This is a genomic window from Pedobacter sp. PF22-3, assembly GCF_026239555.1.
Taxonomy (GTDB): Bacteria; Bacteroidota; Bacteroidia; order Sphingobacteriales; family Sphingobacteriaceae; genus Pedobacter.
In genome coordinates this window covers 198,417-213,094 of sequence record NZ_JAPIVP010000003.1, presented here as the reverse complement: position 1 = coordinate 213,094, position 14,678 = coordinate 198,417, and the positions used below count along the sequence as shown (strand labels likewise).

7 protein-coding genes are annotated in these 14,678 nt (G+C 38.6%); all 7 read right to left on the bottom strand.

Annotated features, from left to right (window positions below; genetic code table 11):
• Window positions 1-89: 89 nt before the first annotated feature.
• Window positions 90-4,217, bottom strand: a complete 4,128-nt coding sequence (locus OQX63_RS05685) for a two-component regulator propeller domain-containing protein (RefSeq protein ID WP_265849923.1) — start codon at window positions 4,215-4,217, stop codon at window positions 90-92.
• A gap of 1,154 nt (window positions 4,218-5,371) precedes the next feature.
• Complete coding sequence (locus OQX63_RS05680; protein ID WP_265849922.1) at window positions 5,372-6,139, bottom strand: NIPSNAP family protein; 768 nt, start codon at window positions 6,137-6,139, stop codon at window positions 5,372-5,374.
• Window positions 6,140-6,493: 354 nt separating this feature from the next.
• Window positions 6,494-8,788: a S9 family peptidase gene (locus OQX63_RS05675; RefSeq protein ID WP_265849920.1), complete on the bottom strand. Its 2,295-nt coding sequence runs from the start codon at window positions 8,786-8,788 to the stop codon at window positions 6,494-6,496.
• Window positions 8,789-8,864: 76 nt separating this feature from the next.
• Window positions 8,865-10,313: an APC family permease gene (locus tag OQX63_RS05670; protein WP_265849919.1), complete on the bottom strand. Its 1,449-nt coding sequence runs from the start codon at window positions 10,311-10,313 to the stop codon at window positions 8,865-8,867.
• A gap of 38 nt (window positions 10,314-10,351) precedes the next feature.
• Complete coding sequence (locus OQX63_RS05665; protein ID WP_265849918.1) at window positions 10,352-12,130, bottom strand: DUF885 family protein; 1,779 nt, start codon at window positions 12,128-12,130, stop codon at window positions 10,352-10,354.
• A gap of 87 nt (window positions 12,131-12,217) precedes the next feature.
• Window positions 12,218-13,120 carry an AraC family transcriptional regulator gene (locus OQX63_RS05660; RefSeq protein ID WP_265849917.1) on the bottom strand — a complete coding sequence of 301 codons (903 nt, stop codon included), beginning with the start codon at window positions 13,118-13,120 and terminating at the stop codon, window positions 12,218-12,220.
• Window positions 13,121-13,435: 315 nt separating this feature from the next.
• Entirely contained in the window at window positions 13,436-14,677 is a 1,242-nt protein-coding gene (locus OQX63_RS05655) for an NAD(P)/FAD-dependent oxidoreductase (RefSeq protein WP_265849916.1), read from the bottom strand.
• Window position 14,678: the final 1 nt, after the last annotated feature.

The window sequence follows — 14,678 nt, the reverse complement described above, 5'->3', positions numbered from 1 at the left end:
AACAATCCAAATTTAAGGGGTAAACAGACCGGATTATGGCCTAAATGAGGTTTTAGCGCATATTTCGGAAAACAGACAAATAAGCAGGGTTATGGTTTTCCTTTTTTGCCTGTTGAATTTATCTGGATATGATTGGAAAACGGTTTCCTGAATTTTTTAATGTACTGTGATGGATTTATATTAAACAATTTATAAAACTGCTCTCTAAAATATTTGGGATCGGTAATGCCTACCAGGTAAGAAGTTTCCTGAATGGTTTTATCTGTATTGATAAAAATTTCGGCCGCTTTCCTTAACCTGATGAAACGGATAAACCCATTGGCAGACTGACCTGAAATGGATTTTATTTTACGGTATAAATTAGATCGCGACATGCCCAGGGCCGTCGATAGGGTATCGATATTAAAATCAGGATCGGTAATGTGTTCTTCTACAATACGGATACAGTTATCTAAAAAATCCTTGTATTCTGCAGAGATTTTGGTGTTGTTCGAGTTGAGTGTAATTTCGTTATAAAAATACTTTTGCAGCGCATTTTTACTCTTTAATATACTGGCTACCCTTGCTTTTAAAAAATCTTTATCAAAAGGTTTGCTGATATAATCGTCGGCCCCACCCTCTATACCCTTAAGCTTAACCTCTGGTGCAGAAATGGCGGTCAGTAATATAATCGGAATATGAGAAATGGAAACATCTTCCTTTATTTTACTGCATAGCTCTATCCCTGTTATGCCATCCATCATCACATCACAGATTACAATATCGGGTAACAGCTCTTTCGTCATTTCATAGCCTTTTTCGCCGTTACTAGCCTCATAGAGATGGTAATCCATTCTAAAAACCTGATTAAGGTATGCTCTGATCTCTACATTATCATCGATAATAAGCATGCTTTTTGATTCGATGGTGAGCTGGTGATCTACTACCAGACCTTCAGCAGCCTCTACAACTTTATTGGCGCTGATCTCATCTTCTATCAATTCTTTAAACAATGAAGATTCGGTATCAACTAAGGCTTCCTGCAATATAACGGCATTTTTGAAATGACTTATCCCCCTTAACAAAGCAATATTAAAGGTGGTACCCTTATTTTCTTCGCTGGTGTAGTTTATAGTACCGCCATGCATTTCAATAAAAGTTTTAGCAAGGTATAAACCAATGCCAAAACCACCTTTAGCTGATTTATTGCCAGGATCCTGATAAAACTTTTCGTATAACTTTTCTCCTGCTACCTCTACAATACCACAGCCAGAATCTTCCACACTAATGATTACATTTTCCTTGCTATTATCAACGATCATCTTAACCTGACCACCTTCCGGCGTAAATTTTATCGCATTGGAAAGCAGGTTAAAAAAAACGATCTCCATTTTTTCCCGATCAGCATAAAAAGCAATCATTTCATCTGCACAGCTAAATTCAAGCGTTATATTTTTTGAGCGGGCCTGGTGTATAAAACAAAGAAATACCTCTTTGCACAAATTTACCAGATTTATAGGTGCCACTTTTAACTTTTCGCCATAAGTATCTGCTTTTCTAAACAACAACAGCTGGTCTACCAAACTCAAAAGCCGCTTGGCATTCCGGTACACAATATTTAAATCGGTAGTATCAACATTATTGTCATTCTTATACAACAGTTCTTTAACCGGATTGATAATCAGGGTAAGTGGCGTGCGGAACTCATGCGAGACGTTGGTAAAGAAAGATAGTTTTTTCTCGCTCAGCTCCTTTTCTTTCTCACTTTCTATGTGGGCGAGTTTAATCTGAAATTTTAAGTTAGATTGGCGCTCGCGATACTTAAGGTAAGCATATACCATACCGAAGAAAGCCAGACCGTACAAACCAAAAGCCCACCAGGTTCGGTACCAAGGTGGTGTAATGATAATCTGGAGCGAATTTCCGGTCATATTCCAGATACCATCATTATTTGATGCCCTGATCCTTAAGGTATATTTACCGGGATTTAAGTTGGTGTAGGTTACTTTGTGTTCGCTGCCGCTATAATTCCATTTTTTATCAAAACCTTCGAGAAAATAAGCATACTGGTTTTTTTCAGAAAGCGTATAGTTCAGCGCCACAAAACCGAAGGAAAGTACACTCTGATCATAAGGCAGGGTGATACTTTTCGTCATATAAATAGGCGATTTTAAAGGAGAATCTTTTCCGGGAAGAATCAGTTTATTAAAAATCGAAAAATCAGAAAAGTAAACTGCAGGCGCTTCTTTATTATATTTAAGCTGTTGTGGATTGAAATAAACGATGCCTTTATTGCCTGCCACATAAATTTCTCCTTTTGCATTCTTGCAAATGGCCTCATTGGCATAAACACCGTCCTTTTCATCGTAATTTCTAACCGTTTTGGATACCGGATCGAAAAGTGAAATACCCTGTTCGGTGGTTATCCACAGCTTGCCGCTATTATCTTCTACCAGATCGGTAAAAACATTGCTGGCAAAACCATTTTGTTTGGAATATACCTCGAAAGTATTTGTTTTAGCCACATATTTATTCAATCCATCACGGGTACAGATCCAAATATTGTGATGCGAATCCAGGTAAAGGCTGATTACGATATTATTGCTAATGCCCCCTTTTTTTGAATTATCGATCCGGTAATTCGTAAATTTTTTAGTTTTGGGGTTAAAACGGCTAAGGCCACTTCCGTAGGTTCCTATCCAGATATTTCCCTGCGCATCTTTTAAAAGGCAGTTTAAATGGTTATTGCTCAGCGAGCCCAAATTTTTAGGATCGTTATAATAATGGGTATAAGTATTGGTTTTATCGTTATAAATTTTTAAGCCGGCATCCGTAGCTAAATAATATTCGCCATCGTTTACTTCGATCAGATCCCTAAAAACATCTTCGTTAAAAAAACTGCCCAATGCCGAACGATGGTGGTGATGTACAAACTTATTCTCCTTTTCGTTATACCAGTCAAATCCGTTCTCGCTCATTACCCATAAATCACCTTTTAAATCAACAGACAAGTTAATAATATCATTACTGGATAAGCTATTTAAGTTATTACTGTGCGAAAGCATGGTAATGGAGCGGTTGTTTGGATGATATTGATAAAGGCCTTTATTGGTGCCCAGCCAAAAACTACCCTCATCACTGATTATTGATTTGATTTCTGCCTGTCCGAATGGGATTGAAATAAAATTAAATTTATACTGGTTAAAATCAATCTTACTAAGGCCATTTTTACCGCAGAGCCAGATCATTCCGGTTTTATCGCGGTAGAAGCTTCCATTGGCAAAAAATTCGAGTTTATCTATTTTCTCCCACTTATTGAGTTTTGTGTTTACCCAGAATATTCCCGCGCTTCCGCCTACCAGTAATTTTCCGGTACCTAAACTCAAAACATTAAATACAGAAGCGTTACCTGTTGTCCCACTGCCATAAGTGGTAAATGTTTCCTTTTTCGGATCAAAACGGAAAAGATCTCCTTTCCAATAACACCCGATCCATAACATACCATCGCTATCAATGCAAAGGGTCCAGATGTCGTTTGGATTTTTTTGATTGGCGATTTCCTTTTGCATATAATTGGTAAACCGCTTTGTTTTTTGATCAAATTTATTTAATCCATTGCTCCAGTTGCCCAGCCACAAATTGCCAGATGCATCCGCTGCAATGGCATTGACCGATTTTCCCTTAATGGCATATGCATTTTTTGCATCGGGCTGATAAACTGTAAATGTTTTTGATTTTTTGTTATAGAGGTTAAACCCATCGTCGGTACCTACCCATAATTTATTTGTTTTATCGATGAGTAGAGACCAGACTTTGTTATTACTGAGCGAATTTTTATCGTTTTCTTTATGGTAAAAGCGTTCAAATTTTTCGGTCACCGGATCAAATCTGTTTAGGCCATTCATAGTTCCCACCCAAAAAATTCCATTGTTATCCTCTACCAATGCATTGATGTAGTTATTGGTTAAAGAGGTGCTATCGCCGGCAATATTTACATAAATTTTGAAAGAATAACCGTCAAATTTACAAAGCCCATTTTCTGTTCCTATCCATACAAAACCTCTTTTATCTTTTAAAGCAACGGTGGTATTTTTAGATGGGAGGCCATCGTTAATACCGTATGTTTTAAGCACATAATGTTCTGGAATAGCCGTTTGATTCATTAACTGTGCATTAACGCTGTTAGAAAACAGCAAGCATTGCACAATAAAACCAAATGCTTTGATAAATTTCATCATTAGTAAGGCAAACTGACAGGATAGCAAAAAAATCAGTTTGCGGGTGTAAAGATACGATTTGCTAAAGTATAGTTCAATTCCTAAAATCGTCATCCTGAACTTGTTTACAACCTATCTGATTGACACTCTTTTGCCACGGAAACACAGATTTACACGGGGTGAAGAGAATTAAGATGTCCAGCTAAGCCCATGCAATCGTCATCCTGAACTTGTTTCAGGATCTTTCGAGTTGCCATTACCTTTGCCACGGAAACACAGATTTGCACGGAGTGAAGAGAATTAAGATGTCCAGCTAAGCCCATGCAATCGTCATCCTGAACTTGTTTACAACCTATCTGATTGACACTCTTTTGCCACGGAAACACAGATTTGCACGGAGTGAAGAGAATTAAAATGTCCAGCTAAGCCCATGCAATCGTCATCCTGAGGGATAATTTATAGTATAAAAATCAATATGAGTGACAGAAATTTTATTAGTCAATATTCCTCAAGGAATCGTCATTCCCAACTTGATTGGGAACCACGCAGTGCTCATGAATGCACCTTAATAAAACGAAAACTTATGAATAATCTTAAAGCGCTTGTATTAAGATTAGCTTCGCTGAGCACTTCGTGGTTCCCGCATGCGCGAGAATGACGACCGCACTAATCGATTCTGTCCATGGTAAATTGTTTCAGGATCTTTCGAGTTGCCATTACCTTTGCCACGGAAACACAGATTTGCACGGAGTGAAGAGAATTAAAATGTCCAGCTAAGCCCCTGCAACCGTCATCCTGAGGGATAATTTATAGTATAAAAATCAATATGAGTGACAGAAATTTTATTAGTCAATATTCCTCAAGGAATCGTCATTCCCAACTTGATTGGGAACCACGCAGTGCTCATGAATGCACCTTAATAAAACGAAAACTTATGAATAATCTTAAAGCGCTTGTATTAAGATTAGCTTCGCTGAGCACTTCGTGGTTCCCGCATGCGCGAGAATGACGACCGCACTAATCGATTCTGTCCATGGTAAATTGTTTCAGGATCTTTCCGGTTCGCGTTATTTTCGCCACGGAAGTACTGATTTACACCGAATTTCCTTTACCTTTTTCCTTTCAGCTTTAGTCTTTAGGCTTTGGTCTTTAGGCTTTGGTCTTTAAGCCCTTCCTTAAAAATCTGAATAGTCTGTTGGGTAAACAAATTTGGTATCGTTTTTAGAAACGTTGTGCTGATACTCTGGCATAGCCGATAGTTTTTTCCAATATTCATCAGCCGAAAAAGCCTTCCAATGGGCATCTCTATCGGTTTTATTTTCGAAAGTGGTTAAGTACATGAGGTTAGGCATACGGCTTCCGGCAATTACTTCTCCATAAAATACGGCATTAAAATTTAATCTTTTAAACAAACCGATCTCGTCGCCTTTATTGAACATTTGAACTTTGTTCTGAAAATATTTCTCCGTGGGTGCTTCGTAACTTCTTAATTCATAAACCCGCTCTTTCATCGGCGACTTTAGATTGGGCAACATAAAATGGGGTGCATTTTCGAAAGCTTTTAATACAATAGATTCCAGCCGTTCAAAAGGGGCATCAGTATAAACTGCATCCAAATAGGCTTTACCATCAAAAGCGTATTGTTTATCTTTTGATAGCTTTTTATCTAATTCTAAAATTCCGTTAAATGATTTTAAAGGAATAAATACATAAATCAGTTTCTCGTTAACTCCATTCTGATCACTAACAATTGGTTTAAACACACCAACTTTGGCTATTCCATTACGGTGTAATGCAGGCAAATATGCTTTTTGCAAATAATCATCTACTGTTTTTTCCTGAGCATCGTTTTTCAGGTGGTAAATTTTGATCTGATAAAAATCTATTGAGGTATGAGCAGCAAATGCACTAGTTAATAGTACAATTAAAAACAGACAAGACATTTTGATTTTCGGCAACATGTTAGGATTGATTGTTAGAATGGAAAATTAATAAAGTTTTCGGGTAAAACTGAAAATATCTTTTTTAATCTACCATTCTTATCCTTTTCTTCCAGTAAAATGCTTATTTCAGTGTGCAGAGATCAGTTTACAGTAACCAGTTTGCAATCACGAATGAACCAGTGATCAATTTCCAATTGACAGTTTACAATTTACAATTACCAGTTCCGTTTGCAATAACAGGTTTCAGCTACAAATGAACCAATGACCAATGAACCAATCACGAATGAATCAATGACCAATTACCAATTACCAATGACCAATGAACCAATGACTAATGAACCAATGACCAATGAACTACTTTGAAATATTCGGGTTTGGAGCTTCGGCATTTAGTAAATGTTTCACAAAGAAATCGCGTTTACGTCTGCGCCCATAAACACCGCCATCGCTGTGTCCCATGCCTGGAATACTTAAAATATCGAAATTTTTATTGGCTTTAATCAATGCATCAGCCAATCTGTAGGTCGATTCTGGCGGTACATTTTCATCAGCTTCGCCCACAATCAGAAATAGATCGCCCTGTAATTTAGCCGCATTGGTAATATTAGATTGTTCAGCATAATGTGGCCCTACCGGATAGCCCATCCATTGTTCGTTCCACCATTGTTTATCAATGCGGTTATCATGACAACCGCAGGCCGAAACTGCCGCTTTATAAAACTCAGGATGAGACAACAATGCCCCTGTTGAGCTCTGTCCACCAGCCGAAGTGCCATAAATCCCTACTTTCGAAATATCCGCATTTGGATACTTAACGGCCATGGCTTTCATCCATAATATCCGGTCAGGAAATCCGGAATCGGCTATATTTTTCCAACAAACATCGTGAAAAGCTTTGGAGCGGTTAGCGGTACCCATTCCATCAATCTGTACAACTATAAAACCCAATTCGGCAATGCTCTGCATTTCACTGGCCGGCAAGAAACTTTTAGGCACAAAACTATCATGCGGACCGGCATAAATATTTTCGATTATGGGGTAGGTTTTGTTCGGATCCATTTTTGAAGGAAAGCAAATAATGCCCCAGATATCGGTTTTGCCATCTCTTCCTTTAGCTACAAATACTTCGGGCAGCTTAACTCCTGTAGCTAGGTAAGCATCTGTTTTTCCATGCTCTATTTCACTTATCTTTTTTGTGCTTTCGGTAAGCCTTAGTTCGCTCACTGGCGGTACATTTACCTGAGAGTAGGTATCGATATAATATTTACGGTCAGGAGAAAAGCTGAGGCTGTGGTTACCTTTTTCTGGCGTGAGGTTTACCAGACCTTTTCCATCAAACCCGATCCTGTAGTAATGGATAAAATAAGGATCTTCACCGGCATGCATACCATTTGCCCTGAACCATACCTGGCGTTTTACAATATCTACACTGTCAATATCCCTAACCACATAATTTCCTTTTGTAATTAACTGCTGCTTTCCGGTTAGGGCATTTACCAGATAAAGATGTTGCCAGCCATCTTGCTCACTCGTCCACAATATTTCATTTGTTTTAGGTAGGTACCTGGTGTAGATGCGGCTTTCATAAATGAAGGTTTTGGTTTTCTCATCAATAATGTTTTTGGTTTTCCCTGTTAAAACATCCACTTCAATGACTCTGAAACGCTGGTGCCCCCTATCCACTTTCTCATAAGTATAATATCTGCTATTATTGCCGCGCCAGTGTAATTCGGGTGCATCAAAGAAATCAATCGGATCTGCATCTACTTTAATGGCCGTTTTATTGGCTACATTAAAAACATAGGGCTGATAAGCGGTAAAATCATCACCAGGCTGTGCATATTCTCTCGTTTTTAATTCGCCACGTGTAGTACCAGGAACAGAACTTAATACATAATAAACGTTTTTAATTTCTTTGGGATCGATTTTATAAGCAACAATATTTTTGCCATCAGGCGACCATTCAAAGTCTCCATAAGGTTTATCGGCAGTGCCATCAGTGCTTAACTGGCTTTCTGCCTTTGTTGCTAAATCAATTACAAACAGGTTTCCTCCGCGGATCAGTATTTCACTTTTGCCATCAGGCGATTTTTTCGATTCGCGAAATCCTTGCCAGCGCGATCTGCGTAGTTGTAAAGGTCGTTTGGCATTGTACCGATAAATATTGCTATCGTTTGTATGGGTTAAACTATAATCGTTCAGGTTTAACTGATACCACTTATCCGATACTTTTAATTTTGCAGTATTGCCCTGATCGGCAAAATATAACGCTGCAAGCTCAATTTTTAATGGATTCTGTTTTTTACCAGTAACCTTTTCTATATTTTGCGCAAGTTTATGATGGTCAAATGCAGTTTGACGCTTACCCGTTGATGCATCTACATAGTAGTATTCCCATGTTTTGTTAGGGAGATTCTTTTTATACCAAAATGCGGTACCCTCTTTTTTCCAGAAAGGAATAATATCATTATTGGTTGGAATATTACGTAAAGTAGTATCCATTTTCATGGATAATTGATAGGCATCAGCCACTTCAGCAGCGTTAGGCGCATATGGCTGTAACCTGGCTTGCTGTGCCAGCAATTGAACGGAAACAAAACTCAATAAAATAAAGGCTATTGATTTCTTTGCGGTTGCGTAAATGATCATTACAGATTTTTTGTGGTAAATATAGTACTGCTTGTTTGCAGGTATTTTTTAGATTTTAATGGATAACATTAATATTTTAACCTTTTACATCAAGCGCATCTTTCGTTTTCGGCTCCTGAGCTACTACACCTCCTTTAATCAGGTAATAAACCGGTATTCCCATTAAAGTGATGATTAATCCTGGCCAGGTAAATTTGGGTTTAAAAATGATCAGTAATATGCAAAAGGCAAGTCCCATCACAATATAGATGATGGGCAGTACCGGATAACCAAAGGCTTTGTAAGGTCTGTTTGCTTCGGGGCGTTTTTTTCGGAGAATGAAAATTCCAAAAATGGTAAGCATGTAAAACATCACCACTACAAAGGAGATCATATCCAGCAAGTCGCCATATTTTCCGCTAATGCACCACAAACAAGCAAAAATGCACTGTATCCATAACCCAAATCCAGGAACTGCGTTTTTGTTGAGCATACCTACTTTTTTAAAGAAAAGCCCATCTTTAGCCATGGAGTAATAAACCCTGGCACCAGCCATAATTAAACCGTTATTACAGCCAAAAGTCGAAACCATAATCATTAAAGCGATAATGAAAGTACCGGCCGTACCGAAAATATGGTTGGCAGCAGAAACGGCCACCCGATCTTTATCTGCATGGGCAATATCATTTAATGAAAGTACTCCGGTATACATCACATTAGTCAGGATGTAGAGTACCGTTACGATAATGGTTCCCAAGGCTAAACTTAAACCAATATTACGTGAAGGGTTTTTAATTTCGCCGGCAATGAAGGTCACATTGTGCCACGAATCGCTACTGAATATCGAACCAACCATTGCCGCAGCAATGGCTCCAAAGGCAGCAAAAGTAGTGTAAGAACCAATACTTCCGTTGGAAGATAGTGGACCCAAAACCCACATATTTTCCCAATTGGTTTTCCAGATACCTTTGTCAAGGAAGAAAAGTCCAAAAGCGATCAAACCAAATAAACTTAACAATTTAGCTACTGTAAAGGTAGTTTGGATTACTTTACCACCATTTACCCCCCTATTGTTTATATAGGTGAGCAAAATAATTACCCCAATGGCCAGGAGCTGGGCCGGTGAGATGGTAAAGAAGCCTAAATCAATGGCAACTAAATCTTCACTTAATGCAGGTATGAGATAAGCCGTAAATTTGGCAAATGCAACACCTACAGCGGCAATAGTTGCCGTTTGGATAACCGTGAAAAAACTCCAGCCATATAAAAAACTTATGAGTGGATTGTATGCTTCCTTTAAATAAATATATTGCCCGCCTGCTTTTGGGAACATGGCGCTTAATTCGCCATAACTCAATGCAGCCGTTAGCGTCATAAAGCCTGTAATCAGCCAAACTACTAATAGCCAGCCCGCGCTACCTACATTGCGGGTAATATCTGCACTTACAATAAAAATACCCGAGCCGATCATACTTCCGGCTACAAGCATTGTTGCATCCATCAGTTTAAGTGAGGGTTTAAATTGTGTGGTTTCTTTTTCAGTCATCTGTTGTTTGCTTAGTGGTTCTAAGGTTGGTGTTGTATTTATTTAAGCTGATCGTAAAAATGCCACGAGGTTTTGAAATCGCGGGTTAAGGGCTGATTGGTTAAAGTAGCCCTGATCATTTCTACAGGGATTAAGTTTTGTTTTATTACGGCATCATGAAAATCTTTAAAGCTCATTTTACCATTATCTACCAGTTCTTTTTTTAGTGCAAAGAGCTGAAGGCCGCCAGTGAGATAAGCAACTTGGTAAAGGGGACTATAATCGCCTTTGAAAGACCTGCGCACTTCGCCTTCGGCATTGGCACGTTCGTGTCCTACACGGTCAACCAGGAAATCGACACATTGCTGAGGGGTCCATTTTCCGAGGTGAAAGTTCAGCGAAAAAAGAATTCTCGCACATCGGTGCATCCGCCAGAAAAGCATGCCCATTTTTTCTTCTGGTGTTTTGGCAAAACCTTTATCGTAAAGCAAAAGTTCCCAGTATAATGGCCAGCCTTCCACGCTGAAAGGCGTTTTAAAAGGATCGCGATAGCTTTTATAACGGCTATTCATAAAATACTGGTAATGGTGGCCTGGCAAGAGTTCGTGCTGTACCGTTCCCCTTGAAAAATAAGGATTGTTACCCCGCATACTCATTAACTTATCATCTTCCTCCATCGTATTGGTTGGATAAGAAATACTGATTTCGCGTCCGCCTGTAAAAAACGGATTCACCAATTGGCGTTCGGCCGACATCATGACCATACCCCAGGTTTCTTCAGCAAGTGCCGGAATATTGATCAGATCGTTGGCTTTGATAAAATTTAAGGCATCATCCTGTAATTTCACAATCAATTCGGGCTGTTTACCTAAAGGCACATAGCTGTTTTTAATCTTTTCCTGCGCTTTCTTCCAATCATTACCAAAACCCATCGCGGCTGATGCCCTCAAAAGCTCTTCATCGCAAAATTTAAATTCTTTTTCGGCAAGTTTGATCAATTCTTCGGGTGTGTATGGTATAAGCTCAGCATTCAGTTGCCTGATGAGTTCTTCCCTACCAATAGGTGTTCCTTTAATTTCTGGTTTATTTGATTTAACAATAAGTTCAGTATCATCATTACCGTTAAACAGTTTAGCATAATTGGTTAAAGCAAGGTCTAACTTTTCGTAAGGTTTAGGCACCCACCAGGTAAAACCAGGCTCATAATCCATATAAAATTGGTAGAAACCTTTTAAACGGTCTTTCAAACTTAAGCTTATGGCCTTTGCCATTTTAAGCTGATCGGGTTTTAGTGATCCTTTTTTGAAATTTAGATTTAGGGTATCAACCTGCTTTGCTATTTCATCTATCTGGGCAGCCAGCAAAGCACCATCTTTATAGGTACCCCTTCTTCTTAAATTTTCGAGTGCATAAATCGCATCGGCGAAGGTAAAATACTTTGATAGGGCCTTATAATCTGCGTCTTCTTTACCTAAAAGCCAAACCGACGATTCTATCTGTTTTTTAAGGAGAATATAATCTACCTTGCCATAAATGCTGAAGTTTTCAAAGTTTGCAGTTTTTAACTTGCTTAAATAATCATTATTGATATCCTGAAGGCGTTTTCTTTGTACCGGACTTTTAAAGGTTTCTTTCGGATAAGAGTAAAAGCCTCCTGCGGAATAAGGATAGTAAAAATCGTTGATGGCATCCATATCCCTCTGGTAACTGACAATCAGCGTACCCATTTCGCTGGTTTGTTCGTATAAACTCTCTTTTGAAGTCTGGGCAGATGCACCAGGGCCAGAGAACAGGCCCAGCATTAAAAAAAGGGCAAAAAAACTTAATTTGTTTGGCATGTGGTTGGGTTAAAACAGGCAAATAGCATTTGCCTCCATTTGAAAAAATGGTTAGCTTAAATAATATAAAAAATGTTTGTTTTTTGATTAAGCGCCTATATAGCTTACCCTGCTTACACTATTATAAGTATCGATATATGCTCTTGGCGATTGCCCGATAATGCTTTTAAATACCCGGTTAAAATTGGTAATGCTATTAAAGCCTGCTTTATAAGCCACACCTGAAATACAATCGGCTTTTTCGCCTGATATCAGACTTTTACAGGCATCGTTAATTCTTACTTCATTTAAAAATGAGACGAAAGTATGTCCGGTATGTTTTTTGAAATACCTGCAAAAAGCCTGTGGTGTCATAAATGCAGCATTGGCTACATCTTCTAATGAAATTTGACTGTTGTAGTTCTCAGTAATGAAGTTAATGATCTTACTCAAACGCATACCTTCATTTTCGGTTACGTTAGAAGAATACATATCAGAACATAATGGCTCAACATTTTCATTTAAATCCTGAAGACTGTTAACCAATTTTAGAAAGTTAAACAATACGTCTACTCCTGCTGCCTGGTGCACATGGAGCATTTTGCTTACCATATTTTTAGTAAATGCCGCCGGAACTTTGAAACCATGTTTGTTTTTAGCTAGAAACGCACTGGCCAGCTTCATTTCAGGCAGATTAAATAGCGCAGCTAAAATACCGTTGGGATTAAAGTAAATAGAACATGCTTTAATTGTTTTATTGCTATCTGAAGAGAAATATTCAGGGTTGCTTTTAAATAGATGTGGGAGTTTTGCCCCAATTAAAAAAATATCACCCGATCGGAAAGCATGCATGTCATTGCCTGCAATTAATGTCCCCTCTCCTTTTTCTATATACGTGATCTGCCATTCATCGTGGCGATGCAGGTACTGGTAAAAATAAGGCGATTCAATTTGTTCCGATATCACACTCTTGTCGTCGGGAACAAGCATGGTAAATGGTAATACTTTCATGATCCAGTTAGTTTGGTTTGGTTGCTGATTATGAATTGAATATATAAATATTAACTCAAATAAACCAATAAAACATAAACAAGGTTAAAATACTGCTACAAATTGATAAAATATGACGGATTTAAAGAACAATCCTGCTGCTCAACAATCACTATTAATCTAGTTATTAAGATGATGAAGCTATGTTTACAGGTGAAGCAGAAAAGAAAAGGAATTGCTTCGGAATATGGCTGTCTGGATTTATAATCCGGACCTAGTAAAAGTTAAAGTCGGGATTACAAATCCCGACCAATGTAAACTGATTATTTAATAAGATTATCGAACCAATGCGTATGGTTCCATTTTGATATCAGTGGCTATGCCAGAAACAATCTGGCTAACCAACAAACCTGTTGCTGGTCCTAAACTTAATCCCATCATGCCGTGGCCAGTTGCAATAATCAGGTTTTCTCTCTTTTTGCATCTGCCAATATAGGGCAAACCATCAGGTGATGATGGACGGAAACCATACCAGATATCTTTTTCTGCAGGAACTGCAGGTTTTAAATCGGGGAAATATGCCGGAACCGATTCTACAATCCCTTTAACCCGTTGCATATTAATGCGGGTATTAATCTTATCCAACTCCATTGTTCCACCATATCTAAGCTGACCGTTCATCGGTGTGATGGCTACCCTGGCTTCGCATAATAATGCCGGGATCGTTACACGCTGCTGAGGTTCTGGTTCCATAAAAGAATAACCTTTACCTGGCATTAAAGAAATTTTAACATCAGCCATTTTAGCTACTGCGGGTGACCAGGAACCGGCCGCCAAAATATACTCATCTGCTTCCCAAGCGGTGTTGCCAGTAAAAACCTTCGTAATGCGATTGCCAGAGGTCTCTATTTTATCAACTTCTTTATTACGCTGTATATTAACGCCATTATTTAATAAATACTTAAGTAAGGCATTCATCAATTTTGTTGGATAAAGATGTGCATCGCAACGATAGTGCACTGCTCCTAAAACATCCAATTTTAAATCTGGCTGCAAAGCGCGGCATTCATCGGCAGTTAGTACAGCCATATCCAAGCCAAGTTCTATTGCCCTTGCAGCCAAATGCGCTTCTTCTTCCGCTGCTTTTTCCGTTTTATAAAATGCCAGGATACCATTTTTGGTTAATTCGAATTCGAAATCAGGCTCTTTGGCTAAGCCTTCATATAGTTTTTTGCTGAGTAAAGATAAATCGCGTAATGGCACGGCCGCCTGGCTTACATGTTTTGTCGTAGCATGTTTCATAAATTTCAACCCCCAGCTAACAAGGTTTGCATTTAAAGACGGGCGCACATAAAAAGGACTTTTGCTATCGAACATCCAACGGATTCCCTGCTTGATCATCCCTGGTGCTGCCAAAGGAACAAAATGGCTGGGCACAATCATCCCTGCATTACCAAATGAACAGTTGTCGGCAATATCTCCTTTATCCAAAATTGTTACTTCATAACCCCTTTTCTGCAAATAATATGCTGAAGTTAGACCTACTATTCCACCACCTATAATTAATACTTTCGACATG